Annotated in this window: 22 protein-coding genes; 13 read left to right on the top strand and 9 right to left on the bottom strand. The window is 50.8% G+C overall.

Features of this window, described 5'->3' with window-relative positions; all coding sequences use genetic code 11:
* Window positions 1-21: 21 nt before the first annotated feature.
* From QCB44_RS05630 to QCB44_RS05620, 3 genes are all read left to right on the top strand, one after another.
* Complete coding sequence (locus tag QCB44_RS05630) at window positions 22-318, top strand: rhodanese-like domain-containing protein (RefSeq protein ID WP_279408480.1); 297 nt, start codon at window positions 22-24, stop codon at window positions 316-318.
* Window positions 319-403: 85 nt separating this feature from the next.
* Window positions 404-1666, top strand: a complete 1263-nt coding sequence (locus QCB44_RS05625; RefSeq protein WP_279408479.1) for a dicarboxylate/amino acid:cation symporter — start codon at window positions 404-406, stop codon at window positions 1664-1666.
* Between the two features lie 78 nt (window positions 1667-1744).
* Window positions 1745-2089, top strand: coding sequence for a hypothetical protein (locus tag QCB44_RS05620; RefSeq protein ID WP_279408477.1), 345 nt, complete (start codon window positions 1745-1747; stop codon window positions 2087-2089).
* Between the two features lie 8 nt (window positions 2090-2097).
* Here QCB44_RS05620 and QCB44_RS05615 read toward each other — a convergent pair whose 3' ends face one another.
* The 3 genes from QCB44_RS05615 to QCB44_RS05605 all read right to left on the bottom strand — a co-directional run bounded on the left by QCB44_RS05615 (window position 2098) and on the right by QCB44_RS05605 (window position 4205).
* Window positions 2098-2874, bottom strand: a complete 777-nt coding sequence (locus QCB44_RS05615; protein ID WP_279408475.1) for a UDP-2,3-diacylglucosamine diphosphatase — start codon at window positions 2872-2874, stop codon at window positions 2098-2100.
* A gap of 121 nt (window positions 2875-2995) precedes the next feature.
* Window positions 2996-3499, bottom strand: a complete 504-nt coding sequence (locus QCB44_RS05610) for a peptidylprolyl isomerase (RefSeq protein ID WP_279408473.1) — start codon at window positions 3497-3499, stop codon at window positions 2996-2998.
* A gap of 106 nt (window positions 3500-3605) precedes the next feature.
* Window positions 3606-4205 carry a peptidylprolyl isomerase gene (locus QCB44_RS05605; RefSeq protein ID WP_279408472.1) on the bottom strand — a complete coding sequence of 200 codons (600 nt, stop codon included), beginning with the start codon at window positions 4203-4205 and terminating at the stop codon, window positions 3606-3608.
* 292 nt (window positions 4206-4497) lie between these two features.
* On the opposite strand from QCB44_RS05605, the gene cysS reads away from it, so the two are divergent.
* Complete coding sequence (gene cysS / locus QCB44_RS05600) at window positions 4498-5868, top strand: cysteine--tRNA ligase (protein ID WP_279408470.1); 1371 nt, start codon at window positions 4498-4500, stop codon at window positions 5866-5868.
* A gap of 412 nt (window positions 5869-6280) precedes the next feature.
* Here the strand turns inward: cysS and QCB44_RS05595 are convergent, their stop codons facing one another.
* The 3 genes from QCB44_RS05595 to gloB are packed head-to-tail and all read right to left on the bottom strand — an operon-like array spanning window position 6281 to window position 11139.
* Window positions 6281-8374 (bottom strand): transglycosylase SLT domain-containing protein, encoded by a 2094-nt coding sequence (locus tag QCB44_RS05595; RefSeq protein WP_279408467.1) that lies wholly within the window; start codon window positions 8372-8374, stop codon window positions 6281-6283.
* A complete protein-coding gene (locus QCB44_RS05590) occupies window positions 8364-10259 on the bottom strand; it encodes a LysM peptidoglycan-binding domain-containing protein (protein ID WP_279408466.1) in 1896 nt (631 codons plus the stop codon). Before QCB44_RS05590 ends, QCB44_RS05595 begins: the two co-directional genes overlap by 11 nt.
* A gap of 22 nt (window positions 10260-10281) precedes the next feature.
* Window positions 10282-11139, bottom strand: coding sequence for a hydroxyacylglutathione hydrolase (gene gloB, locus QCB44_RS05585; RefSeq protein WP_279408465.1), 858 nt, complete (start codon window positions 11137-11139; stop codon window positions 10282-10284).
* Window positions 11140-11355: 216 nt separating this feature from the next.
* On the opposite strand from gloB, the gene QCB44_RS05580 reads away from it, so the two are divergent.
* Window positions 11356-12198, top strand: coding sequence for a methyltransferase domain-containing protein (locus QCB44_RS05580; protein WP_279408464.1), 843 nt, complete (start codon window positions 11356-11358; stop codon window positions 12196-12198).
* Window positions 12199-12236: 38 nt separating this feature from the next.
* The gene (gene rnhA, locus QCB44_RS05575) at window positions 12237-12680 is read left to right on the top strand and encodes a ribonuclease HI (protein WP_279408463.1); all 444 of its coding nucleotides are present in this window, start codon (window positions 12237-12239) and stop codon (window positions 12678-12680) included.
* Between the two features lie 77 nt (window positions 12681-12757).
* On the opposite strand, the gene dnaQ is transcribed toward rnhA, so the two are convergent.
* Window positions 12758-13456 carry a DNA polymerase III subunit epsilon gene (dnaQ, locus tag QCB44_RS05570; protein WP_279408462.1) on the bottom strand — a complete coding sequence of 233 codons (699 nt, stop codon included), beginning with the start codon at window positions 13454-13456 and terminating at the stop codon, window positions 12758-12760.
* A 66-nt stretch (window positions 13457-13522) separates the two neighbouring features.
* Here dnaQ and QCB44_RS05565 point away from each other — a divergent pair, with 66 nt between their 5' ends.
* Entirely contained in the window at window positions 13523-13948 is a 426-nt protein-coding gene (locus QCB44_RS05565) for a peptidylprolyl isomerase (protein WP_279408461.1), read from the top strand.
* Between the two features lie 95 nt (window positions 13949-14043).
* On the opposite strand, the gene QCB44_RS05560 is transcribed toward QCB44_RS05565, so the two are convergent.
* On the bottom strand, window positions 14044-14550 hold the full coding sequence (locus tag QCB44_RS05560) for a tyrosine-type recombinase/integrase (RefSeq protein WP_279408460.1): 507 nt from the start codon (window positions 14548-14550) through the stop codon (window positions 14044-14046).
* Window positions 14551-14873: 323 nt separating this feature from the next.
* Here QCB44_RS05560 and QCB44_RS05555 point away from each other — a divergent pair, with 323 nt between their 5' ends.
* Both QCB44_RS05555 and QCB44_RS05550 read left to right on the top strand, forming a co-directional pair.
* Window positions 14874-15350 (top strand): GNAT family N-acetyltransferase, encoded by a 477-nt coding sequence (locus QCB44_RS05555; RefSeq protein WP_279408459.1) that lies wholly within the window; start codon window positions 14874-14876, stop codon window positions 15348-15350.
* A gap of 269 nt (window positions 15351-15619) precedes the next feature.
* Window positions 15620-15802, top strand: coding sequence for a hypothetical protein (locus tag QCB44_RS05550; protein WP_279408458.1), 183 nt, complete (start codon window positions 15620-15622; stop codon window positions 15800-15802).
* A gap of 212 nt (window positions 15803-16014) precedes the next feature.
* On the opposite strand, the gene QCB44_RS05545 is transcribed toward QCB44_RS05550, so the two are convergent.
* On the bottom strand, window positions 16015-16707 hold the full coding sequence (locus QCB44_RS05545) for an MBL fold metallo-hydrolase (RefSeq protein ID WP_279408455.1): 693 nt from the start codon (window positions 16705-16707) through the stop codon (window positions 16015-16017).
* A gap of 166 nt (window positions 16708-16873) precedes the next feature.
* Here QCB44_RS05545 and hrpA point away from each other — a divergent pair, with 166 nt between their 5' ends.
* The 4 genes from hrpA (at window position 16874) to QCB44_RS05525 (ending at window position 24760) form a co-directional block, all read left to right on the top strand.
* Window positions 16874-20920 (top strand): ATP-dependent RNA helicase HrpA, encoded by a 4047-nt coding sequence (gene hrpA / locus QCB44_RS05540; protein WP_279408454.1) that lies wholly within the window; start codon window positions 16874-16876, stop codon window positions 20918-20920.
* A gap of 12 nt (window positions 20921-20932) precedes the next feature.
* Complete coding sequence (hrpB, locus tag QCB44_RS05535) at window positions 20933-23560, top strand: ATP-dependent helicase HrpB (protein ID WP_279408453.1); 2628 nt, start codon at window positions 20933-20935, stop codon at window positions 23558-23560.
* A 71-nt stretch (window positions 23561-23631) separates the two neighbouring features.
* Window positions 23632-23949 (top strand): hypothetical protein, encoded by a 318-nt coding sequence (locus QCB44_RS05530; protein ID WP_279408451.1) that lies wholly within the window; start codon window positions 23632-23634, stop codon window positions 23947-23949.
* A 229-nt stretch (window positions 23950-24178) separates the two neighbouring features.
* Complete coding sequence (locus tag QCB44_RS05525) at window positions 24179-24760, top strand: c-type cytochrome (RefSeq protein ID WP_279408449.1); 582 nt, start codon at window positions 24179-24181, stop codon at window positions 24758-24760.
* Window positions 24761-24773 lie beyond the last annotated feature (13 nt).

The following is a 24773-nucleotide window of genomic DNA, read 5'->3' as shown; positions in this document are numbered from 1 at the left end:
AGGTTGGAGTATAAATAAACGATGTTCATTCCGTGCGAAGACGCCAAGCGTCTGATTAAAGAAAAAAATGCACAACTGGTTGATGTGCGTACCCCTGAAGAATTTGCGATGAGCAAACTGCCTGGTGCGGTTAATATTCCTTTACAGGACATCGATCGTGTCGGTGAAAGTATGTTGGATAAAGATCTGCCAGTGATTGTTTTCTGTCGTTCTGGACAACGCTCTCATATGGCGATGCAAATTCTGCTGTCACAAAACTTCGATGAAGTCTATAACTTGGGTTCGTTTATGTCTTGGAACCAGTGTCCGGACATTTAAACGGCGGCAAACGAACGATTGAAAGCGCCTTATTGGCGCTTTTTTTATAACTGATTGAAAGAAGAATTTACAGCAAGGAAATCGTATGAAACTGGCTCTGCACTGGCAAATTCTGATCGCGCTTTTATTGGCCGCGGTCATGGGAACGCTGACCGGCACCGAAGGCACGGTGATGGGAATTCATTGGCTGGCGGTGTATACCTTTATTGGTACGCTGTTTTTAAATGCACTGAAGATGATTGTGGTGCCGCTGGTGGTCTCCGCCATTATTACCGGTATCGGCAATATCGGCGCCCAGGGCGGCTTCGGTCGTTTGGGCGCGAAAACCCTTTCCTATTATGTGCTGACCAGTTTTATCGCCATTATGGTCGGTTTAGTTTTGGTCAATGTCATTCAACCGGGGGTGTCGGACAATCCGCCGCCGGTGATTGAGGCCAATGAGCATGTTTCTCAAGCGGTAGAGGGCAAGTCTGCGGCGGATGTGGTGGATGTGTTCCTACGCATGATTCCAACCAATATTGTCGATGCCGCCGCCAGCGGGCAGATGTTGGGACTGATTTTTTTCAGCTTGCTGTTCGGTTATTTTATGACTCAGATTCAAGGGCGGCCACGGGAAGTGATGATGGACTTCTGGCAGGGTGTGTTCGATGTCATGATGCTGATGACCGCCTGGGTGATGAAGTTTGCCCCGATCGGGGTGTTTGGGCTCGTCGCCGCGTCAGTCGCCAAAACCGGCTTTGATCAGTTTGGTAATTTGGCGCTGTTTTTTATGACCGTCGTACTGGCATTGGGAATCCATTTGCTCGTAGTCATGCCGTTGATTCTGCGTTTTGTAGGCGGCGTGCGTAATCCGTGGCTGCACTATCAGGCCATGGCACCGGCCTTGTTGACCGCCTTTTCCACCAGCTCTTCGTCTTCCACTTTGCCGGTGTCGATGCGCTCTCTGGAAGAGCGTGCCGGGGTATCCAACCGCGTCACCAGTTTTGTCTTGCCTTTGGGGGCGACAGTGAATATGGATGGAACCGCACTGTATGAATGTGTGGCGGCGGTGTTTATCGCGCAACTGTTTGGCGTGCCGTTGGATTGGAGCACGCAGTTATTGATTGTCGTCATCGCCCTGACCACTTCCATTGGCGTGGCCGGGATTCCTTCGGCGAGTCTGGTAGCGATCAGTATTATCCTCGTGGCGGTCGGTTTGCCCGCCGAAGCGATCGGTCTATTGTTGGTGGTGGATCGTCTGCTGGATATGATGCGCACCGCAGTCAATATTTTCAGTGATTCCGTCGGTGCGGTGGTGATTGCCAAATCGGAAGGCGAGAAGGATGTTTTGGCCAGCAAACATTTCTAAACCAGTGGTTTGAGATTTTGGTAACTGAGAACTGAACAGGCCTGTTCAGTTTTTATTTAACAGTAGGAAAGAATAAGTGTGAAAAAGCGATTTAGTCAGCTGGCGCATGAGAAGATGGAACATGGTGAGGTACAGGCCGCGCAACTGAAAGGCTTGATTCAGTCAGTCATGCCGGAGATGGAGCAGGCTTTCGTGCAGGACCTATCGCATATCAGTACGGCGGCTGTCTATGCCGGCAATATGGCGGTGGATCGGATAGAACACCTGCGAGACAACCTTTATCGCTGCGACTATTCCTATGACTGGCACATTGCTTGGACCTGTTCGGGCACGCAAGAAGCCGGCCGTGTGACCGAAAAAGTGCGTTTTACCTTAAATGATGGCGGCGAGGTGGAGTTTAAATTTTTGAAATTTGACGTTTAGTGTTTGCTCTAAACGTCAAACGGATAGGAAAGTAATGTCAGCCCTTCGGTGCTGACTTTGAGAATTTTGCTCTGTGGACGCCAATCCCCTAACACCCAACGATGTTTGGTTTGTTCTTCAATCGTCAATGCATGATGCGCGGGGCGGTGAGTATGGCCGTGAATCAAATGTGTCACATCAGGATAGCGCTTGAAGAGAGCGGTGACCGCCTTGTTGCTGACATCCATGATGTTTTCCGCCTTATTGCTGCTGTATTTCTTCGATTTCTCACGCATATTCTGGCCGATCTGCAGACGCTTATGTTGCGGCAGGTGCAGAAAGCTCCAGGTCACCACAGGGTTGCGCAGAATACGGCGCATTTTCTGATACTCCTTGTCGTCGGTACATAACGTATCGCCATGCATTAACAGCAGGGAGTGTCCGTGAAGTGTGATTGCGTAGGGCTCTTTGAGTTTTTGAATGCCGCTCGCTTTCCAAAATTCATGGCGCATCAAAAAGTCTCGATTGCCGTACTGCAAGTAAATCGGCAGTCCGGCTTGAGAAAGCTGTGCAAACTGTTCTATCACCGGGGCATAGAGCTCCAATCCCACATCGTCGCCCACCCACATTTCAAACAGATCGCCCAGAATGTATAGCGCCTGAGCCAGCGGGGCTTCTTCCTTGAGAAACCGCATAAAGGCTTGATTGATGGGGTCACTGAAATCCGGTTGCAGGTGGACGTCTGCAATAAACAGTGTGTAGGGAGCGGTTGATGAGAGAGTGTGTGTGGCAGCTTGCTTATCCATGGTGAGATTGTAGCAGAGCTTGTCTAAAAAATGCGTGAGGAAATCGCTTGAAATTAGGGGGAGGTGCGCATTAAAAGACCGACTGAACAGGCCTGTTCAGTCGGTTTAAGAAAACGGTCAATCAGTCTTCAATCAAGGTGGTTTTGGTGATGATAATGTCTTCCACCGGAACGTCTTGATGGCCGCGGCGACTGGTGGTTCCAACCTGTGCCATGGCATCCACTACATCCATGCCATCGACGACTTTTCCAAACACCGCATACCCCCAGCCTTGGGTGTTTTTGCCGGTATGATCCAAGAAGCTGTTGTCTTTAAGATTGATAAAGAACTGCGTCGTGGCGGAATGCGGATCCATGGTACGTGCATAAGCAATCGTGCCGCGCTCGTTTTTCAAGCCGTTATCGGCTTCGTTTTCGATTGGATCCCCGGAAGGTTTGTCTTCCATTCCAGGCAGCAACCCGCCGCCTTGCACCATGAAGTTAGGGATAATACGGTGAAACAGGGTGCCGTTATACCAGCCTTCCATGACATAGTGGATGAAGTTTTCTGCACCGATCGGTGCTTTTTCATCGTTCAATTCAACAGTAATGTCGCCCATTGTGGTGTGAATAATCACTTTTGACATGTCGATTCCTTTAACGGTAACAATTAATCTTAAGTAAGTTGAAAAAAGCCGCCTTGGGATAGAGCGGCTTTTTGTGGAGTGAAATAACGCCGGAGCAGGCGGTCCGTTATTTGATTTGGCGTACCTTTTCGATGATGACCGGTTCCAGTGGAACGTCACCGTGACCGTTTTTAAACCCGGTTCTCACTTGACGGATCTGGTTGACCACTTTCATGCCTTTGATCACGCGACCGAATACCGCATAACCATAAGCGCGTGCGGTTTTTTCACGGAAGTCCAAGAAGCTGTTTTGTGCCACGTTGATAAAGAATTGGGCGGTCGCCGAATGCGGGTCGTTAGTGCGCGCCATGGCAATGGTGCCGATCTGGTTGCGCAAGCCGTTGTCCGCTTCGTTTTTGATTGGCGCACGGGTGCGTTTCTTATTCATATCCGGAGTAAAGCCACCGCCTTGAATCATAAAGTTAGGAATAACGCGATGGAAAATGGTGCCGTCGTAAAACCCTTCTTTAACGTAAGCCAGGAAGTTTTCAACGGTTTCCGGTGCCTTGTCAGGGTAAAGCTCAATCAAAATGCTGCCGAAGTTGGTTTCCATCAATACTTGCGGGTTGTCCGATTTGGATTCGGTGTCGGATTGTGCCCAGCTTACAGGTGCGATAAACAAAGCTGCCAACGCCAGTGAAACAGTTAAAAACGCTCTTCTCATCATAGGGAATGTCTCCGGTTAAGACGCTATAGATTATGGTTCTTATTACGACTCTAAATAAGGTCGTGGATAAGTTATAATAGGCGCCATTCTAACATCTGCCAGACTTAAGCTGAACCGTTTACCGGCGCCTTTCGACACTTTGTGTTTTACTCTGCGACATAAGGCGTTTGACAATGACGTGTGAATGTTGAGTTTACTGGATGGTATTGGGTCATGAATTCGTTAAAATGAATGTCTAACCCCTTGAAATAAAACAGAAATTTTAAATTACTCGAAAAACTAGGCATACACCATGACGGCACTGCATATTTACAATACCGAAACCCGACAAAAAGAACTGTTTACTCCGATCCAGCCAGGAAAGGTTGGGCTCTATGTGTGTGGCGTGACCGTGTATGACTTCTGCCATATCGGTCATGCACGTGTCATGGTGGTGTTTGATACGGTGGTGCGCCATCTGCGCAGTCTGGGGTACGATGTGACTTATGTTCGCAATATCACCGACATCGACGACAAAATCATTAAACGTGCTTTAGAGAACAACGAATCCATTCAGGCTTTGACCAGCCGCATGATCGACGAAATGCATGCCGATGAAACGGCCATGAATGTGTTGCGCCCCGACATGGAACCGAAAGCGACGGAATATATGGACGAGATTCGCCATATGATCCAGACGCTGATCGATAAAGGCTTTGCCTATCCGGCCAGCAATGGCGATGTCTACTTTAAAGTCAAAGCGTTTAAAGCATATGGCCGTCTATCGGGTAAAAACCTGGAAGAATTGGAAGCGGGAGCTCGTGTTGAGGTCAATGACATTAAACAGGATCCGATGGATTTTGTGCTTTGGAAAGCGTCCAAGGAAAACGAACCGGCTTGGGATTCGGCTTGGGGAGAGGGGCGTCCGGGCTGGCATATCGAATGTTCGGCGATGTCCACCAAGTGTTTGGGCAATCATTTTGATATCCACGGCGGCGGCATGGATCTGTCGTTCCCGCACCATGAAAACGAAATCGCTCAATCGGAATGTGCCACCGGCGAACACTATGTGAATACCTGGATGCACTGCGGTTTTGTCCGTGTTGATGATGAGAAGATGTCGAAGTCATTGAATAATTTCTTTACCATCCGCGAAGTGTTAAAAGTGTATCATCCGGAAGTGATTCGTTACTTCCTGCTGTCCAGCCACTATCGCAGCCCGGTGAACTATTCGGAAGAAAATCTGCAAGCTGCCAAAGCCAGTGTGGGACGACTGTATTCGGCGGTTGAGGCGGTGGCTCCGGGAACGCCGGTGGAAAACTCGCCTTTTGAAGCGGAATTCATGGAAGTGATGAACGACGATTTTAATACGCCGAAGGCAATGGCGGTGCTGTTTGAGCTGGCCAAGGAAGTGAACAAAACCAAAGAGGCCGGTTTGTGCGGTCTGTTGGTGAAACTGGCGAATCAAATTGGTTTGTTGATGCAAACGCCGGAGGCCTTTTTTAAATCGCAACCTTCTGATTCGGAATTGAGTGACGAACAAATCGAAGCGTTAATTGAAGAACGTCGTACGGCACGTGCGGAGAAAAACTTTGCCCGTTCCGATGAGATTCGAGATCAGCTTGCAGAGCAGGGGATTGAATTGCTGGATACCGCCGAAGGTACCAGTTGGCGCCGCAGTTAAGCCATTTTAGACGTTTGCTTTAAGGGTTAAATCGCTAAGTTTTTTTGCGCGCTTTCGGGGGAGAAAAACGGAAATAACAATTTCCTTATATTTTATAAGTGATTGAAAAATCATTGTTTAATCACAACTTTTTTGAAAAATTCTGGAGAATTAAGTTGACAAGATTAGAAAGTTCTAATATGATTCACCTTAATCATGTTTCTTCATGAGTATCCTCCTCTGATTATTTCTATATGAGATAATGTTTAAACCCCGGTTTGTCCACCGGGGTTTTTTTTGTCCTGAATTTATCCACTCTTGTTAAAAGCGGTTGGCCGTCAATGGCTCTGGATAGGGTTGTGTTAGAAGTGAAAAATCTGAACAGGCCTGTTCAAATCGTGTCTTGACCATCAAGGTAAAGCGCCTGAAAGCTTTACTGTGCGGATTTTGATGCAACGTTCGTTGGCCCGATAGGCGGCATAACATCCTTAAGGCGATCATATTTTTTATTGAGCAGCGATTTGAAAATCGTAGTGTATTCCAGCACCGCTTTGACATAGGAGCGGGTTTCGGTGAAAGGAATCGAGTCGATCCACTGATCCGCCGGCAAGCTTCGGTCGTCAGGAATCCAGCTGTCCACGCGTTTAGGCCCGGCATTATAAGCCGCCGTCGCCAAGACCTTGTTGCCGTCGTATTTTTTATACAGGTAACTCAAATAGGCGCTGCCCAGTTCTATATTGGATTTAGGTTCCGTCAACATCTGCCGAGAGGGTTTGCGGATACCAATTTTTCGCCCTATGTATTTGGCGGTTTGCGGCATCAGCTGCATCAGGCCAATGGCACCGGCTGATGAGCGAATGGTATGGGAAAAAGCACTTTCCCGGCGGATCACGCCATAGACCCAAGCCGGATCCACATTATGTTTTTTGGCACTTTGCATCACCGGAGTTTTATGCGGAGTCGGGAAGCGTACCTGCAGATCATTCCATTTTTGCGCTCTCGCGGCCGTGGTGATTGCCATCGAATGTTGTTCCCACTGACTGGTCAGGATGGAGACGGCATGCAGCTCTGAAGCATCCAGTTGATCCAAAAGACTGTACCATTCGCGTTTGGCGCTGGTGAGCCAGTCAATCGCCAACAGTTCCTGCATACGTTGGAGCTGAGGATATTTCTTAATCAGTGTTGCGCTGTCAATAGGCTGAACCGGATCGGGGTTGAACTGGTAATCTGATTTAAGAATATCGGCGGCCAAAAAGGCATAAAAATTTCTTTGTTTCGCCAGCTTGCGATAGAGGCGTTTGGCTGATGTTTCATCCCCGCTGGCGGCGAGTGCGCGCGCTTTCCAGTATTGCCACTGTGTTTCATTTTGCTGTTCTTTATCCATCAGTTCAATCGTATCGAGCAGCATCGACCAGTTAGAGTCTTTTAGTGCGATTTGCGCCTGCCAGCGCAGACTGTCTTCGGTTGCCTCGCCATTGCCGTTGACCGCTTGCAGGTATTCGCTGGCTTTCGGGTTATAGCGATAGGCACTGCGTAATGCAATCGAGCGTTTCAATTCGTTGTACTGTTTGTTTGATAGACCGTACTGTGCATGAAAGCGTTCCAGGCTGTTCAGTGCCAGCTCGGGTTCGCGGTTGGCCAGACGTTTCACCCCCTGAATAAACACCGGTTTTCTCACCACCGGACTCATGTTTTTTGGCAGTGGATCCGTCACCCGCTGCGGTTCTTTATAGACCTTAATCCACTGTTCCACCATGGCGCGTTCGGAACGCGATAAATCCTTGCTGAGTTGTTTCGCCAGCGACAGTCGGTTTTTCTTCATCGCCAATTCAATGCGTTGCCAAATCATCGAGCCGGTGAGCTGTTTGTGTTTGCGCAGCAGGGCATCCAAAGGTCGGCAGGCTTTACTGAGTTTACGGTCACTCACCCATAATGTTTTGGCACGCTTAAGCGCTGCGTCGAGTTGATTGTGCTGGGCTTGGGCACGTGCTAAATAGCATTGCAGGTCACGACTTTCTTGAGGTGTGTAATGCTTGAGGTAGCTTTGCCACTGCTTGGTTTTTCCCAGGTGAGTCAGCCAGTGGGTGTATAGGCGATCCCCCAGATAATTGTTCTGATTGTCCTTGATAAACTGCACGATGCGGCGAGTCGGTGTATGGTCAAAATGCAGCCGGTAATCGTGATAGAGCACATAAGGGTAGAGCGGATAGTCTTGAAGCTGAGCCTTGTATTTGGCAATTGCCGGGCGATCATTCGCCTTAATCGCATCATACGCATCTAAAAAGGCTTGCTGCGGTTCGGTTAGGCTATTTTTGGCAAAACTGTTCGCGGAAAAGGAGAGCAGAATAACGCCAACCGCAGCCAATAGCCGTGTAAGAGCCTGTTTTGAAGAAGCACCCCAAGTCTTTTTTTGGCCTTGCAAACTGGACAGGCCTGTTGAGTTCGCGTTGCGCTGAATCTGCAAGGGGGCCGCGATCGGCAACGCCCGATGAAACGCCATGTTGTCAACAAGCTGGTTAAGTCTCATGATCGTGACGATTATGTGGGATTTTGATCACCTGGCCAGGCTGCAGATAATCGTTTTCCGTCATTTGGTTGTAACGCGCAATTTCCTGGGTGGAAAGGTTGTTGGCACGCGCAATGTCCCATAAGCTGTCGCCGGCTTTCACCACATATTTACGGTGTCCCAGACGCTCTCCTGGTTGCCAGACAATCAGTTCCATTCCCGGTTGCAATACTTCCTGGCGGGAAATTTTATTCCAACCGCTCAGTTGCGAAGTGGTGACGCCGAATTTTTGGGCGACGGTCCATAGGCTATCGCCTTTTTTGAGGGTATAACGGATTTGGTGGCCATACTGATCGGAACGGATTTCCAGTTTCTGTCCGACTCTAAGTGGCGTTTTGACACTGATGTTATTCCAGTTGCAGAGTGTTTTGGTATTGACATTGTAGTAGCGTGCAATGGTCCACAAGGATTCACCGGCGCGTACCGTATGGATCGATTTCGGGCCTTTGTATGCCATTTTTTTACGGCTTTGAGTGGCCTGAGCGATGGCGACATTTTGGGGAACCGGAATCAGCAGGGTTTTGCCGATGCGTATAGTCGAACTTTTCATGCCGTTAAGCTTGCGAATCGCCGAGCTTGATGTGTGGTATTTGGCGGCAATTTCGCTCAGCGTATCGCCCGCTTTGACCTTATGGCGTGTCCATTGAATGTCAAATACAGATGGATTCTCATTCAGTTGGTTTTGAAATTGCGATGAGTTTTCCAGCGGTAAAACAATATGGTGCGGGCCGTTTGGCGGTGTGGCCGCACGCAGATAGCCCGGGTTAAGCAGGGAAAGCAGATCATTGGGGGTATCCGATAGGGAAGCCACCTGATTCAGTGCAATCTGCTTGTCGATTTCCACCACTTCAAAAAACGGTTTGTTTTCAATCGGTTCAAGCTGAATATTGAGTTCTGCGCGGTGTTTGACCACGTGCGCCACCGCCAGCAATTGCGGCACATAATGCTGGGTTTCTTTGGGCAGGTAGCGGCGCAACTGCCAGAAATCCGGATCGGCGTCGGTTTTGTTTTTCTTTTGGTAGCGTTTGGCTGCTTTCCACACATTGCCGATGCCGCCGTTGTAGGAGGCTAACGCCAGCAGCCAGTCGTTATCATTGAGTTCATACAGTTTTTGCAGGTAGTTCAGGGCCGCTTGAGTGCTCTGCACGATGTCGCGTCGCCCGTCGTACCACCAGTTGCGTTCCAGGCCGTAAAGGTGAGCGGTTTGCGGAATAAACTGCCATAACCCCATCGCACTTTGGTGTGAATGCGCATCCGGCCTGAAGCCGCTTTCAATCACCGGCAGCAGGGCAATCTCATAAGGCATATTGCGTTTTTTGACTTCGCTGAGAATATAGTGCAGATAAGGCTTGGCGCGCTCCGAAACACGGGCCAAGTGCTTTTGGTTGCGCAGATAAAAGTTCAGATAGCCGACGAAATCCTCAAGGTGACGATCCCCCATGCTCATGTTGACGGCCAGTTCGTCCCAAATATTGTCGTAATGCGCCAGCGGTTGCTTTTGCAGTTCCGCCAACGGATCATCAGTTTTGACCACCACCGGAACGCCATGGTTGTCTGCATTGTGCGAACCGTGAACCAGAGGGGAGTGTGAAGCGCCATTTTCGCTGCTTTGATGGGGTGCATCCGAAAACACGGTTGCCTGTAAATCCTGCGAAGCCGTTTTCTGGCTGTTCAAATGTGAACAGCCGGAAAGCAAGCTGAGGCTGAACAGGCCTGATAACACCAGGCTGTGTTGCCACAACGGGCGATTCAATGCCGAAAAAGGCAAAGACTTGAGAACGGTTTCGCTGGTTGAACGGCGTGCTTGAAAACGGGAGGGGAATAAGGTGTTCGAATGGTTGTTCATTTTGCTTTCGGGTCTCTGCATATCAGAAGGTTGTGTGCTCCGGGACGCCACTCAAATCAACCTGATTGAGTGCTCCGGACTGATCCAATTCGTCCTTCCATAGACGCAGGGTTTTAAACAGGCTTTCAGGTGTGTCCTGTGCGCCTCGTTCTATCAGTTTACTGCGAATCGACGGCGTGTCAAAACGCATAAAAGGGTTGGTGGCTTTTTCCAGGCCAAGACTGGACTGAGCGCCTTGCCACGGTTGAGGGTAGTTGATGTGGGTGTCGCGAATGCGCTGGCGCAAAGCGGCATTTTCCGGTTCCACCAGCCAGGCAAATTTCAGATTGCTCATGGTGTATTCATGAGCACAATAAAACTTGGTGTCGTCCGCCAGTTCACGCAGCTTCAAAATCGATTCGGCAAATTGGGCAAAGGTGCCGGTGAACAGACGTCCGCAACCGGCAGTAAACAGGGTGTCACCGCAAAACAGCATTTTGCTGTCGGCGTCGCTCAGGTAGGCGATATGATCCTGGGTGTGCCCCGGTGTGTTAAGCACCTTGAGCGTCAGCGTATCGGTCAGCGTGATCTTGTCGCCTTCTTCAACATGAACGTCGGCCAGTGGCAGATTGGCCACTTTAGGCCCGTAAACGGTGACTTGTGGAAACGCCGCTTTAAGATCTTCAACGCCGCTGATATGATCGTGATGGCCGTGCGTGATTAAAATCGCCTGCAAGCTGAGATGGTGCTCTTTCAGAAAACCTAAGACCGGTTCCGATTCACCCGGGTCCACCACCCAGGCCTGCCCAGTTTCCGAAGACGCATTGGCGGCTTCTTCATAAAGCACCCAAATGTAGTTTTCATAGGTTTCTGGCAGAGCCGCAAGGCCAATAGTTTTCATAAAGTGTTATCTCACATCCTGGGCGCGCTCGTGTTACCTTGCCTGGTTTATGCTTGGTGGTAATCATTGAGCGAGCGCTTGCAGTTGTTATAATTAGCCGGAACCTCTGATTTAGTCTTTAGAGTGACCGAATCAGAAGTGACATTATTTTAACAAAGATGGCGCCTGCTTTTTGGGGAAAAACGGGCGCAAATCGGAGTCATAATCAGTGGGGTGGTGTCGGTGAATCAGGGGTTGCAGCAATTTTTACGGCAGTGGTATGAAACACCGCCCGGGCGCTTGCTCTATCAGCAGGAAAAACGCCTGCTGGAAAAAGGCATTCGTCAGCTGTTCGGTTACTATCTGGTGCAACTGGGTTGCCCAGCCGAGCTCGATTGGCTGCAAGCGAGCCGGGTTTCCCAAAAACTGGTGTTGGACGAAGTGCTGGCGGGCCAGGTGTATAACCGCCAGAAAGCTGTGGAAAACAACCCGGACAGCCAGCAGGATACGCAGAATCATAGCGTGCATTTTGCGTTGGCAGATTTGGATTATCTGCCATTAGCCAAAGAGTCGATTGACGTCATGCTGCTGCCGCATACCTTGGAAAGCGTGTCAGATCCTTATTATCTGTTGCGCCAGGTGGACAGCGCCTTGGTGCCGGAAGGGCATGTGGTGCTCACCGGATTTAATCCTTATGCCTGCGGGATAGTTAAAAACCGACTGGGCAAACAGGGAAAGTCCTTGCGCCAAGCCAATCTGGTGCACAGCCGACGGGTGATCGAGTGGTTGGAGGTGCTGGGGTACGAAGTGGAAGAGGTCAACTTCAGCACCATCTCCTGCTATGCCGACAGCGCCGACGACCATTCGTTTTTAGGTTGGCGATTGCTGGAACGCATGGAAACCGTGCTCAACCGGGTAGGCTTGCAGTTTGGCAATGTTTACTGCATCGTCGCGCGCAAACGGGTCGATTCGCCGCGTTTGGTCGGTCTTTCATGGAAAAGTCAGCGCTGGTTTAACTGGGGCAAGGCCGGGCCGTTAGCCGCCAATCGTCAGCATCGTAAAACCGGTTACCACCGTTAATTTTTTGTTTTTTTATCAATTTTAAAGAGAGTAAGCTGTTGCAAACCATTGAAATTTTTACCGATGGCGGTTGCCGGGGCAATCCCGGGCCGGGCGGTTGGGGCGCGCTGTTGCGTTACAACGAACACATTAAAGAGTTAAAAGGTTCCGACGCGCACACCACCAATAATCAGATGGAGCTGATGGCGGCCATTCAGGCGTTTGAAGCTTTGACCCGCCCTTGCCATGTGATTATGACCACCGATTCGCAATATGTAAAAAACGGCATTACCCAATGGATGGACGGCTGGAAAAAGAAAGGCTGGAAAACCGCCGCCAACAAGCCGGTCAAAAATAAGGAGCTGTGGCAGCGTTTGGATGCCGCGATTGCTCCGCATAAAGTGGAATGGCATTGGGTAAAAGGGCACTCCGGTCATCCGGAAAACGAACGTGTCGATGAGCTGGCCAATCTTGCGATTGATGAGCTCTTGGCGTCACAATAGGCGTTATTCAGGCCTGGCCTGGACATGACCAGGCCTGTTTCGTTTAAAAAACGAAAAAGCAACGATTCAACAGGGCGCTACCAACTGATGGTTTGGCCGCTTTTTTGACTGATCTCTTCCAGTTTGCTGCGATGGCGAGTCAATTCGTCATCCGTGGCGTACAGCACTTTTAACGGCAAACGGTCGCGGCTGATTTTTTTCACCGCCCCTTCTGCATCCGAGTCACTCTCTTCGCCGCCCAGCAGTAAATTGGTTTGTCCCCCGGTCATCGCCAGATACACATCCGCCAGAATCTCCGAATCCAGCAAGGCTCCGTGCAGCGTCCGGTTGGAGTTGTCCACCATCAAGCGTTTACACAGGGCGTCCAACGAGTTGCGCTGCCCCGGATAGGTTTTGCGCGCCATTTTCAGCGTGTCGGTAATGGTGCAGTGGTCTTCGATTTTGCCCCAGCGATTATCCGGCAGCAAAGAGAGTTCCATATTGATAAAGCCCACATCGAACGGCGCGTTGTGAATAATCAATTCCGCGCCGGCCACATACTCCATAAACGCATCCACCACCTGCGCAAACACCGGCTTATCCGCCAAAAATTCATTGGTAATGCCGTGAACCTCAATCGCGTCCTGCGGCACTTCGCGCTCCGGCTGAATGTACTGATGGTAATTGTTGTGGGTCAGGCGGCGTTTCACCAATTCAACCGCACCGATTTCAATGATGCGGTCGCCGTTTAACGGGTCCACCCCGGTGGTTTCGGTATCGAGGATAATCTGACGCATTCGCTCTCTCTTTACTGTAAAATGTCGCAAATTATTGTAAAGCAAAACGAATCAAAAAGGATGGCTATGAAAATTAAAAAGGGCAGTCGAGTCGCGTTTCATTACGAACTGCGTGACGAATCCGGCAAGGTAATCGATTCCACATTTGATGGCGAGCCGGTTATTTACATTCAAGGCGAAGGCGAAATCATTCCAGGTTTGGAAGAACTGATGGAAGGTGAAGAGCCAGGGTTTGAAGCCAAAACCACGCTGCCACCGGAAAAAGCTTATGGTCCGGTGAATGATGATCTGATTGTGTACGCCGGTCCGGACAACTTTGACGACGATGTTGAAATCGAAATCGGTTCAACCGTAGAGACCGAAGACCCGGACGGTAATACCGTCATCTTCAAAATCATCGAAATCGACGAAGACAAAGTCTATCTGGATGGCAACCACCCACTGGCCGGTAAGACCCTCGACTATAAAGTGGAAGTGGTTTCGGTCGATTAATTTCCGACTTGATCTTCAAGCAATAAAAAAGCGCCCAGGTTGTTCCTTGAGGCGCTTTTTTTATGTTTGGTTGTTTGTCTTGGTCAGTGTGCACTTTACAAGTGGTCAAAAGGGCTGGTAACGCCTTGACCGCCTTGTTTTAAAACATGGGTGTAAATCATGGTGGTCTGTAGATTCGCATGCCCAAGCAAGGCTTGAATCGTGCGAATATCCGTGCCCGTTTGCAATAGATGTGTCGCAAACGAATGCCTAAAAGTATGTGCGCTGACTTTTTTTGTAATACCGCACTGTTTCACAGCGCGCTTGATGGCTTTATTGACTACGGATTGGTCTATATGGTGGCGACGTGTGATACCGGAACGCGGATCAACTCCTAAGTTTCGACTGGGAAAAACATATTGCCAGCCGAGTTCTTTGTCGGCATTAGGGAACTTTTTAGCCAATGCATAAGGCAAATAGACGGAACCGTAGCCTTTTTCTAGATCCTGTTGATGCAAGCTTTTCACCTTCGCATTCAACGCCTGGTTCTGATTAGATGGTGCCACATTCTGATCTACAGCCAGATAGGTTAAAAACTGATCCACTTTTATTAGCAGAGTCAATCAACATCGCATCACGACGGTCGAATCCATGAAACTTCACAAATCGCTTCACCCAATCACAATAACTGTTTTCAGTCGAATACGCATAACCTTCCCGACGCATTTTGCTACGCATTTTATCTAGTAAAGTGGGTTTTTTTGAGGTAGGATTCATAAAGCGATTTTTCAGGTTATGATCGGTTTAAACGGTAATATCGTATAGTCGGGCAATATTACAGTTTTTCTCAATATTCTAGAAAAATAACCTGAAAAGAATCGCAATACCATATAACAAGGCATAAATGCCCAATACTAAATGTTAGGCATAAATAAGGCAAAACCCAATGGCACCCATAATTTACCGAGAGATGGTCCCCGGAGAAGAACAGGTTGTTTGCGACATGGTGACTCAGGTGTTTAATGAGTTTGTAGCCTCGGATTATGGGCAAGACGGTATAGAAGAATTCTTTCGTTTTGCTAATCCAGAAGCAATGAAAGAGCGTATGCAATCAAATGGCTTTGTGACGGTTGCCGTAGAAAATGACACGATAGTGGGCATGTTGGAGTTTTTTTCTCCCAATATCGTGGCGTTATTATTTGTTACCGTACGGCACCGTGGAATTGCGAAAAAGTTATTGGCTCAATCTATAGATAAAGCGCGCACTTCAAACCCTAGCCTATCGAAGCTAATTGCACATTCGTCACCTTACGCCCAGCCGATCTACCAAAAGATGGGTTTTAGTAATACGGGAAATGCGACAACAGAAAATGGAATCACATATATTCCCATGGAGCTCTCGCTTGAGCGTAAAAATGCCTAACAATGGGCTTCACTGGATTCGCTTACTGAGTTCGCTCTCCAGTGAGCCAGGGCGTTATGAGCGCCCGTAAGCGGCCGCTCATAACGGGGTGGCGATAATAGATCGCATTGCCCTGAGCCGTTTGCGCGCCTCATAACAATGCAATCAACCTGACCTACCCACCATCCAAAAATTAAAATTTTTAAATGGCGGGGGCGGCAGGTTATCGCCACCCCGTTATGCCTTCAATGCATTTTTAAATTTTCAACCTGTATGGAGTTCAAAATAAAATGGAAAATAACAGCCCAAATGAAGTAAAAATTACTGATATTAAAATGCCTTTTTGGTCAATGGTTATGTTTATGGTTAAAGCGGCCATAGCTTCCATTCCAGCAATAATTATTCTGTGGATTATTTTTGCAGTCTTAGCTGGTATTTTTGGTGGCATATTCGGCGGAATGGGGCGCTTTTAAAAAATTAAATCATAACCACACCGAGTGGACTGCGCTAGCGCGCAGCTGCTTAGATTGGACGTTATATTCCAAAAGCGATAAGCGCAGTAACCCTGAAAGTAATAATTGGGATCAGAGTAAATTAAATTTCACTTGAAATTCGGATAATAAAAAAGCGCCTCAAGAAAACGTAGGCGCTTTTTTATTAGGCATTTTTTATGCGACGGTTTGGATCAGTCGTCCAGGTTACCGCACTTTAAGTTGCCGGGTACTGAGATGTCCAAACGTTTTGGGTTGGGCAGATTCATGCCGTCCATGATGGTGCAGAAATCTTCATACGATTTACCGTTGCCCACACGGGTGTTGAACTTTTTCTCTTCACCGATGGTGGATTGTGTCATCCCTTTGTAGTCGTGCGCCGGAAAGACCATGGTGTCTTCAGGCAGTTTGAACAATTTTTCGGTCAGTGAGTGATACATCTGGTCGTTGCTGCCCAATTGGAAGTCGGTACGGCCGCAGTCGCGCACGAACAGGGTGTCACCGGTAAACGCGGCCCCGTCGATCAGGTAAGTGATGTCGTTATTGGTGTGACCCGGGGTGTGCATCACGCGGATTTCCTGCTCACCCAGTTTAAACACATCGCCTTCTTCGGCCAGAATGTCGGCGCATTCGGAACCGGAATTGGTGTGCACGACGATTTTACCGCCGGTACGCTTGCGGATGGGGCCGGCACCGGTGATGTGGTCAGCGTGAATGTGGGTTTCCAGAAGGTACTTGACCTTCAGACCAAGCTCTTCAATGTGTTGCATGTCACGATCGACCTGTTCCAGTACGGAATCAATCACCGCCGCTTCCAACGTGGCCTCATCCCAGACTAAGTAGGTGTAGGTCCAGGTATCGTAATCAAATAGTTGGCGAATCTTCATAATCAAAGCCCTTTGGCGTTGTTTGTTATAATGCGACCTTTGCGGGCGCCGCCGGCACGTGCAAAGGCATTAATAGGCTGAATTTATATTGGATAAATATAATTTATATCAATATAAGTTTTTTCTAATATTGGTCCATTATCCAGATTTGAGTAGCAACGTCAATATGCATTTCCCTTGTGACAAGAAGCAGTTATCCACACTTTTAGAGCGGTGTTTGATTAAAGATCGTCACCGTTTGCGCCGTCAGTTGGCTGCGATCGATTTGAAAAAAGTGGCGCAGCCCGCTGAACACGGGGGTAAGGAAAATAACGAAGCGCGTGCGGATAAAACTCAACAGGCCTGGTTGAAATGGTGTCAGGCGGTGGAAAAGTCGATTGAGCAGGTCGAAGCCAATCAAAAAGCGGTGCCGGAAAACATTGAGTTCGATTCCGCTTTGCCGGTGGCGGCCAAACGCGAAGAGCTGGTGGAGCTGATTAAACAGCACCAGGTGGTGGTGATTGCCGGGGAAACCGGGTCCGGTAAAACCACACAGATTCCGAAAATGTGTCTGCAAGCCGGGCAGGGCGTATTTGGGCGCATTGGTTGTACCCAGCCGCGTCGTCTCGCCGCGCGCAGTGTCGCCGAGCGCTTGGCGGAAGAGCTCGGTTCCACACTGGGCGATCTGGTGGGGTATCAGGTACGTTTTCAGGATCATGTGCATTCGCAGAGCCTGATAAAGGTCATGACCGACGGAATTCTGCTGGCCGAGGTGCAGAACGACCGTTTCCTCAATCAGTACGACACTATCATTATTGATGAGGCGCACGAACGCAGCATCAACATCGATTTTCTGCTGGGGATTCTCAAGCAGCTGTTGCCGAAACGTCCCGACCTGAAAGTCATTATCACCTCGGCCACCATCGATACCCAGCGCTTTGCCGACCACTTTACGGAAAATGGAATTCGTCCGCCGGTGATTGAGGTCTCCGGGCGTACCTATCCGGTGGAAGTGCGTTACCGTCCGCTGGTGACTTACGAAGATGATGCCGGTAATGAGATCGAGCAGGATCTGCCAACGGCGATTGTCGATGCGCTGGATGAACTTTCGCAGGAAGATCCGTTTGGCGATGTGCTGGTGTTTCAGGTGGGGGAGCGCGACATCAAGGAAACCGCCGAAGCTCTGCGTAAACATCAGCTCAAGAACACCGAAATCGTGCCGCTGTATGCGCGTCTGTCGCTGGCCGAGCAGAACAAGGTCTTCCAAACCTCGCAGAAACGCCGCGTCATTTTAAGTACCAACGTCGCCGAAACCTCGTTGACGGTGCCGGGCATCAAGTATGTGATCGACCCCGGACTGGTGCGTATCAGCCGTTACAGCGTGCGCAGCAAGGTGCAACGCCTGCCGGTGGAAAAGATATCCCAGGCCTCGGCCAATCAGCGTAAAGGGCGCTGCGGGCGTGTTTCCGAAGGAATCTGTATTCGCCTCTACTCGGAAGAGGATTTTAACGCGCGTCCGCAATTTACCGATCCCGAAATTCACCGTACCTCCTTGGCCTCAATCATTCTGACCATGGCGCAGCTTAAGCTCGGCGAAGTTAAGCATTTCCCGTTTATTGAGGCGCCGACTGACAAGTCGATTAACGACGGTTTCCGCCAGTTGCATGAATTGGGCGCGCTGGACGACAAGCGTCGTTTGACCGAAGAGGGGCGCCAGCTGGCCAAACTGCCGGTGGATCCAAGCATTGCCAAGATGATTCTGCAGGCACAGAGCAATAATGTGCTTGCCGAAGTGCTGGTGATTGCCGCGGTGTTGAGTATTCAGGATCCGCGCGATATGAATGAATCGACCATGCAGGCGGCGCGTCAGGCGCATAAGCCGTTTGAGGATGAGCGTTCCGATTTTCTGTTTTTCCTCAATCTGTGGCATTTTTACGAGCACCAGCGCCGTCACCTGTCGCAAAACAAGCTGCGCAAACTGTGCAAGACCAACTTTCTCTCCTATATGCGCATGAAGGAGTGGCACGAACTTTATATGCAGCTGGAACAGAGCCTGAAACGCAGTGGCATTGAGGTGCCGCCGCTGCATCTGTTTGAAGAGGTCAAAAAAGGCAAGGAGGTGAAGGAGCGTCTGAGCGATCTGCACAGCATTAATGTGCACCGTTCGCTGTTGGCCGGATTGCTCGGCAATGTCGCCATGCGCGACGACGAGAAGTCCTATCTGGGGGCGCGCAATACCAAATTGTTTATTCACCCGAGTTCGGTGTTGTTCAAGCAGAAACCGAAGTGGATGCTCTCCGCGGAACTGGTAGAAACCAGCAAGCTCTATGCGCGTACCAATGCGGCGATTGACATTCGCTGGGTGGAGCCGTTGGCCAAGCATCTGATCAAACGCAGTTACCACGATCCGCATTGGCAGAAAAAGTCCGGGCAGGTGGGCGCTTATGAATCGATCACCCTCTACGGTCTGCCGATTGTGAACCAGCGGCGTTGCAATTACGGGCCGATCAATCCGAAAGAGGCGCGCAAGATTTTCATTCGCCACGCTTTGGTGGAGGGAGAGCTGAACAGTCGTGCCAAATTCTTTCGTCACAATCAGCAGTTGATCGGCGGGATTGAAAAGCTGGAAAGCAAACTGCGCCGCCCGGATTATCTGGTGGACGACGAGGTGCTGTACCGCTTTTACGACGAGCGTATCCCTGCGCACATCTATAATCAGCCGGCATTGGAAACCTGGCTGAACAAACTCAAACCGGGCGAAGAAAAAGCACTTTACCTGACCGAAGAGCAGTTGTTGAAGCAGGCGGTAGATGTCGATCTGAATCACGATTTTCCCGATCAGATTCAGTTGCAAAACCAGTTGCCGCTGAAGGTGGATTACCGTTTTGAACCGGGCAAAAAGCGTGATGGCGTGGTGTTTAAAGTCCCTCTGCACACCTTGAACCTGTTGCAGCCTGCCGCGTTTGAGTGGCTGACTCCAGGGTTTTTGAAAGAGAAGATTGTTTTTTATATCAAAGCATTACCAAAACAACTTAGAAAACAGTTTGTGCCGGCGCCGGCGGTAGCGGAACAGGCGTTGCAGTGGATGGAAAGCCAAAGTCCGGATCACTCGGCGGATTTTGAAATGCTGTTGGTGCAAGCGTTAAACCGCCATGCGGCACAGAAAATTTCCGCTGAGGATTTCGGCGGCGCAACAGGCAGTGTGGGGCTGCCGGATTACCTGCGCCCGTATTTTATTCTGCTGGACGACAAACGCCGCAAGATTGCGGAAGGCGCCGACCTGAATGAGCTGAAAGCACAGTATCAGCATCTGGTGGATCAGTTGGTGGATCAAAAGCTGCAACAGGCTAAAGAAAACGCTGGGGCAGGCACGTCCGAAGGCATTGAAAAACGACGGATCAGCGAGTGGGATTTTGGTGACTTGGCCGACAGGCAGACGATTAAGAACCGCCATCACCAGCTGGAGGTTTATCCGTGCTTAGCATTGGAAGGTGACGACATGTACTTGACGGTGGCGGCCGATCCGCAGCAGTCTGAGCAACAGCATCGCGAGGCGGTGTGGACACTGCTGCAACGCACTCTGCACGATAAAGTGAAGTATCTGCAAAAACAACTGCCGATGCAAAAAGCGTGTCTGATCTATTCGCCATACGGCACCTGTGAAAGCCTGAAAACCCAGGTGATTGAACGCGCCTTAAAGCAGTTGATCCCAGAACCGCAGACCATCCGAACCCAGCAGGCGTTTGAGCAGGCTTTGCAGACCTTGCGCGCCGAATGGGTCAATCACGCGCAGAAGCTCGCCAAACTGGTCAACGAGATTCTGACCGCCCACCAGAAAATTGCCAAGCAGGTGAGCGGGCGGGTTAATCCACGCTGGCTGGCTTCCATCGGCGACATCAAAGACCAGCTTTCCGAATTGATTTGCGCGGGCTTTGTCGCCAATACGCCCGACCCGTGGCTGGCGCAACTGCCGCGCTACTTGCAGGCGCTGGAAAAACGCCTGCAAAAGATCGATCAGGATCCAAGTAAGGATCAGGTGGCGATCCGTCAACTGCAGCCGTTGTTGGATCAATATCGCGCGGTCGCAGAAAACAGCGCCTATGCGCACCACCCAGGCCTGTTGGAAATTCGCTGGTTGATCGAAGAGCTGCGCATCTCGTTGTTTGCTCAGCCGTTGAAAACCCTGCAGCCGGTCTCCATTCAGCGCCTGCAGAAGCAGCTAAAATCTTTGTAAGATTTGTTTTCTATGTTGTTGAATAATTTACCGATTACGCCATTGCTTCCTAAGGTGATGGAGACGCTCGAAGCGGAACTCAATGTGGTGTTGCAGGCCGATCCGGGGGCGGGAAAATCCACCGCCGTGCCACTGGCGATTCTGTTGTCCGACTGGTTTCAGAAGCCCGAAAACCGCGGCAAAAAAATCATTATGCTCGAACCGCGGCGTTTGGCGGTGCGCTCCATCGCGCGTTATCTGGCCAGACAGTTGGATGAAAAGGTCGGCGAGCGCATCGGCTACCAGGTGCGCAATGAACGGGTCATTTCCAAGCAGACGCAGTTGGAGATTGTCACCGAAGGGATTCTGACGCGGCGTATTCAATCCGATCCGGAATTGAGCGATGTAGCGCTGGTGATTTTCGATGAATTTCATGAACGCTCTTTGCACGCCGATCTCGCCTTGAGCCTGTGTGTGGACATTCAGTCCGCCCTGCGTGACGACCTGAAACTGTTAGTGATGTCGGCGACCATCGACAGCGAACGGGTCAGCCGTTTTCTCAATGAGGCGCCGGTGCTGCGCTCGCAAGGGCGCAGCTATCCGGTGGAAACCCATTATGCGACTCAACCGGTCGCCGCCAATGCACCTTTTCGCCGCGAATTGCTGCCGTTGCTAATGCAAACGGTCGTGAAGGCTTATCAGAATTCGCAAAAAGACATGCTGGTGTTTCTGCCCGGCCAGGGTGAGATCATGCAAGCACAGCAGGCTTTGCTGGAACGTTTTAAAACTGAGCAGGCCTGTTCAAATGCAAACGCCATTGCTGATGTGGTGGTTCTGCCGCTGTACGGCGGCCTCAAGCCCGAACAGCAGGACGCGGCGATTCTGCCGGATGCGCATGGGCGGCGCAAAATCATTCTGACCACCAATATCGCTGAAACCAGTTTGACCATTGAAGGCATTGATTGCGTGGTCGACAGCGGTTTGACGCGCAAAGCGTTGTATGACGTTAACAGCGGCATGACTCGTTTGCAGACCCAGCGCGTCTCCGTCGCTTCGGCCGAGCAACGCAGAGGGCGTGCCGGGCGTTTGCAGGCCGGGGTCTGTTACCGCTTGTGGAGCAAACCCCAGCAGGGGCAGTTGGAAGCGTTTGATGCGCCGGAGATTGAAGTCAACGATCTCAGCGGAGTGTGTCTGGAGCTGGCGCAGTGGGGCGTGCATGAGCCGCAGGAATTGAACTGGTTGACGCCGCCGCCGGCCAGGCATTTCAGTCGTGCGCAGAGCCTGTTGCAGCAGCTCGATCTGCTGGACGAAAAAGGGCGTTTGAGCGAACTGGGTGAGCAGGCGATGCGCTTTGGTAGCGAACCGCGCTTGGCGAAAATGTTGCTGTCGGCGCAGGCCGAGGAACCCCAGAATCAGCGGTTGGCGTGTGATCTGGCGGCGATTCTTTCCGACCGGGATATTTTTCGTTCCGGGCGTGCGGACGACCCTTTTGGCGCCGATCTGATCTACCGGGTGCTGGCGTTGCAAGCTTATCGCCAGAATCGCAAACAGGCCTGTGCGGATTATCCGCTGATTGCCTCTTTGGCGGAACAGGCTTTGAAAAACAGCCGTAATTGGCAGAAACAATTGGGCGTCGATTCGGTGTCTACTGCCGAGCCGTCGTCCGAGTGGTTGCAGCACAATAGTGGCCGTTTGGTGGCGCAGGCGTTTCCGGATCGGCTCGCGTTGCGCCGTGGCGGGCAACACACTTCACCGACGCGCTATCAGATGGCCAACGGCAAGGGCGCGGTGCTGGCGGAAAACGATGCACTCGGACTGACCGAGGCGCTGGCGATTGCGCAGATAGACGGTCAGGCGCGAGAGGGGCGGGTTTTTCTGGCGGCCCCCTTGCTACGCGAGCAGATTGACGCGCTGTTTGCCGAGCATATCGAATCGAAAGCGGTGTACCGCTATGAGCCGCAGCGCAATGAGATTTTAGGCGTTCAGCAGCGCAGCTACGGTGCGCTGGTGCTGGATGAAAAACCGTTGCCGGAGATGGACGAATCGGCGTTGCAGGCCTGTTTGTTGGAGGTGATTCGGCAGAGCAAACTAAAGGTCTTGCCGTGGCGTGAATCCGAACAGGCCTGGTTAAATCGGGTGCGCTGGCTGGCGGGTCATAATTCGGAGTGGCCGAGTTTTGAACAGGCCTGGTTGGAAGCCAATCTGCCCAATTGGCTGGGGCCTTTTATGAACGGAATTCACTCCATTAAAGCCTTGCAAAAAGTCGATCTGAAAAATGCGTTGTTGAGCTTGCTGGATTATGAACAACAGCAGGAACTGGAACAGCAAGCGCCGGAAGTGTATGTGACGCCGTCCAACAAGAAAGTTTCCATTCGTTACGCGACTGGTCAAAATCCGACGGTGTCGGTGCAGCTTCAAGAGTTATTTGGAGAGCTGGCGTCCCCGCGCTTGGCGTGGGGGCAGGTGCCTTTGACCTTTGAGTTGCTGTCGCCGGCGCGTCGGCCGATTCAGGTTACGGCCGATCTCGCCAATTTCTGGCAGACCTCCTATTTTGAGATCGCCAAGGAGATGCGCGGCCGCTACCCCAAACACCGCTGGCCGGAAAAGCCGCTGGAGGAAAAAGCGGGCCGATCGATTAAAGCACGGCCGCGAACCAGGTAAACTCTTAATTAAGAGGGTGGGATAACGTTTGAAGGTTAAACGAATAGAAAGTTTGTACTAGGAAAAAAAGCATGATTCAAAAACGCAGTGGTGTCTTATTGGTGGCCGCCTGGGTAATGGGAGGCATCGGCTTGGTTAACGGCCTGTTGCTGGAACCGATCTGGTTTGCCCGCTTTGGCAGCTTGGTGGTGCTGTTTGCGGTGATGAGCGAGTATGCGTTATTGCATGGCGAGCTGGATGTGCTGTATCGACGGTTGGAGAAGGTGCACGCTGAGGACGATATGCCGGATTTAACCCCTTCCAAGTGGCATCGCAAAAAAGTGTGGCTGACACACGTCACCGTCGTGGCGGGCACCTTGATCTGGGGCTTTGGCGACCTGTTTTTATAAAGCCACGAGGTGCAGGCGGATAAAAACGCCGTTTTGTCATCGGCTTACTGGGTAGTGTTGTGATGGGCATCACTTTGATTAACGTTGCGATTGCCGCGGTTATGTGTGCATAATGGCATTACGCAAAACAACGTTTGTGCTCCGCAAGATTGTTTTTTAAGCTGGTTTTGAACGCAAAGGTTGTTGAATGTCGAACGAATGAAACGATGGAATAATCAAGGAGAGGGTGATGAATCAATTAACACAATCATTGTTTGGCCAAAAAACAGTTACTGGCCGTGCGTTGCTGGTAGCGGGTATGGTTTCGGTTCTGGCATTGTCAGGGTGCTCGAAGGATGAGTCTGAAACCTACAGCTCCGAAAGTGGCGCGGGCGTGAGCGCGCCGGCGCCTTCGCAACCGAGTGCGGCGGATGTCAAACAGCCTGTTCAGGCAGAACCGGCTCCGCAAGTGGCTGAACCGGCTGATGCACAAGAGATTAAAGAGGCGGTGGATGAAAGGCTGGATGCGATCAAGCAGCAGGCTGAAGACGGCGCTCAACAGCAGGTTGAAGAACAAGCAGCGGCGGCGGTTTCTACGGCTAAGTCCGGTTCCGGCATCTACGCGACTTGTGTGGGCTGCCACGGTGGTTCAGGCGAAGGCGGGGTTGGCCCCAAACTGGCCGGGCAGTCTAAAGACGCCTTGGTAGACAAGCTGACACGTTATAAAGCGGGTGAACAGATTGGACCGATGACGGCGATGATGCAGCCGATTGTCAGCGGTTTGAGCGAAGACGATATTCAGGCGGTCGCCGAATACATCACCACTCTGTAGCGCGTTTAGCAAG

This window comes from Thiomicrorhabdus sp. zzn3 (genome assembly GCF_029767755.1).
In the GTDB taxonomy this organism is placed as follows: Bacteria; Pseudomonadota; Gammaproteobacteria; order Thiomicrospirales; family Thiomicrospiraceae; genus Thiomicrorhabdus.
Note: the sequence above shows the minus strand (reverse complement) of the source record. Positions and strands in the feature narration are given on the sequence as shown.

What these genes read in the sequence shown, in the direction of transcription:
- QCB44_RS05630 (WP_279408480.1), top strand. Translation starts at nt 22, where the DNA reads ATGTTCATTCCGTGCGAAGACGCCAAGCGTCTGATTAAAGAAAAAAAT.
- QCB44_RS05625 (WP_279408479.1), top strand. Translation starts at nt 404, where the DNA reads ATGAAACTGGCTCTGCACTGGCAAATTCTGATCGCGCTTTTATTGGCC.
- QCB44_RS05615 (WP_279408475.1), bottom strand. Translation starts at nt 2,874, where the DNA reads ATGGATAAGCAAGCTGCCACACACACTCTCTCATCAACCGCTCCCTAC.
- QCB44_RS05610 (WP_279408473.1), bottom strand. Translation starts at nt 3,499, where the DNA reads ATGTCAAAAGTGATTATTCACACCACAATGGGCGACATTACTGTTGAA.
- QCB44_RS05605 (WP_279408472.1), bottom strand. Translation starts at nt 4,205, where the DNA reads ATGATGAGAAGAGCGTTTTTAACTGTTTCACTGGCGTTGGCAGCTTTG.
- cysS (WP_279408470.1), top strand. Translation starts at nt 4,498, where the DNA reads ATGACGGCACTGCATATTTACAATACCGAAACCCGACAAAAAGAACTG.
- QCB44_RS05595 (WP_279408467.1), bottom strand. Translation starts at nt 8,374, where the DNA reads ATGAGACTTAACCAGCTTGTTGACAACATGGCGTTTCATCGGGCGTTG.
- QCB44_RS05590 (WP_279408466.1), bottom strand. Translation starts at nt 10,259, where the DNA reads ATGAACAACCATTCGAACACCTTATTCCCCTCCCGTTTTCAAGCACGC.
- gloB (WP_279408465.1), bottom strand. Translation starts at nt 11,139, where the DNA reads ATGAAAACTATTGGCCTTGCGGCTCTGCCAGAAACCTATGAAAACTAC.
- dnaQ (WP_279408462.1), bottom strand. Translation starts at nt 13,456, where the DNA reads ATGCGTCAGATTATCCTCGATACCGAAACCACCGGGGTGGACCCGTTA.
- QCB44_RS05565 (WP_279408461.1), top strand. Translation starts at nt 13,523, where the DNA reads ATGAAAATTAAAAAGGGCAGTCGAGTCGCGTTTCATTACGAACTGCGT.
- QCB44_RS05555 (WP_279408459.1), top strand. Translation starts at nt 14,874, where the DNA reads ATGGCACCCATAATTTACCGAGAGATGGTCCCCGGAGAAGAACAGGTT.
- QCB44_RS05550 (WP_279408458.1), top strand. Translation starts at nt 15,620, where the DNA reads ATGGAAAATAACAGCCCAAATGAAGTAAAAATTACTGATATTAAAATG.
- QCB44_RS05545 (WP_279408455.1), bottom strand. Translation starts at nt 16,707, where the DNA reads ATGAAGATTCGCCAACTATTTGATTACGATACCTGGACCTACACCTAC.
- hrpA (WP_279408454.1), top strand. Translation starts at nt 16,874, where the DNA reads ATGCATTTCCCTTGTGACAAGAAGCAGTTATCCACACTTTTAGAGCGG.
- hrpB (WP_279408453.1), top strand. Translation starts at nt 20,933, where the DNA reads ATGTTGTTGAATAATTTACCGATTACGCCATTGCTTCCTAAGGTGATG.
- QCB44_RS05530 (WP_279408451.1), top strand. Translation starts at nt 23,632, where the DNA reads ATGATTCAAAAACGCAGTGGTGTCTTATTGGTGGCCGCCTGGGTAATG.
- QCB44_RS05525 (WP_279408449.1), top strand. Translation starts at nt 24,179, where the DNA reads ATGAATCAATTAACACAATCATTGTTTGGCCAAAAAACAGTTACTGGC.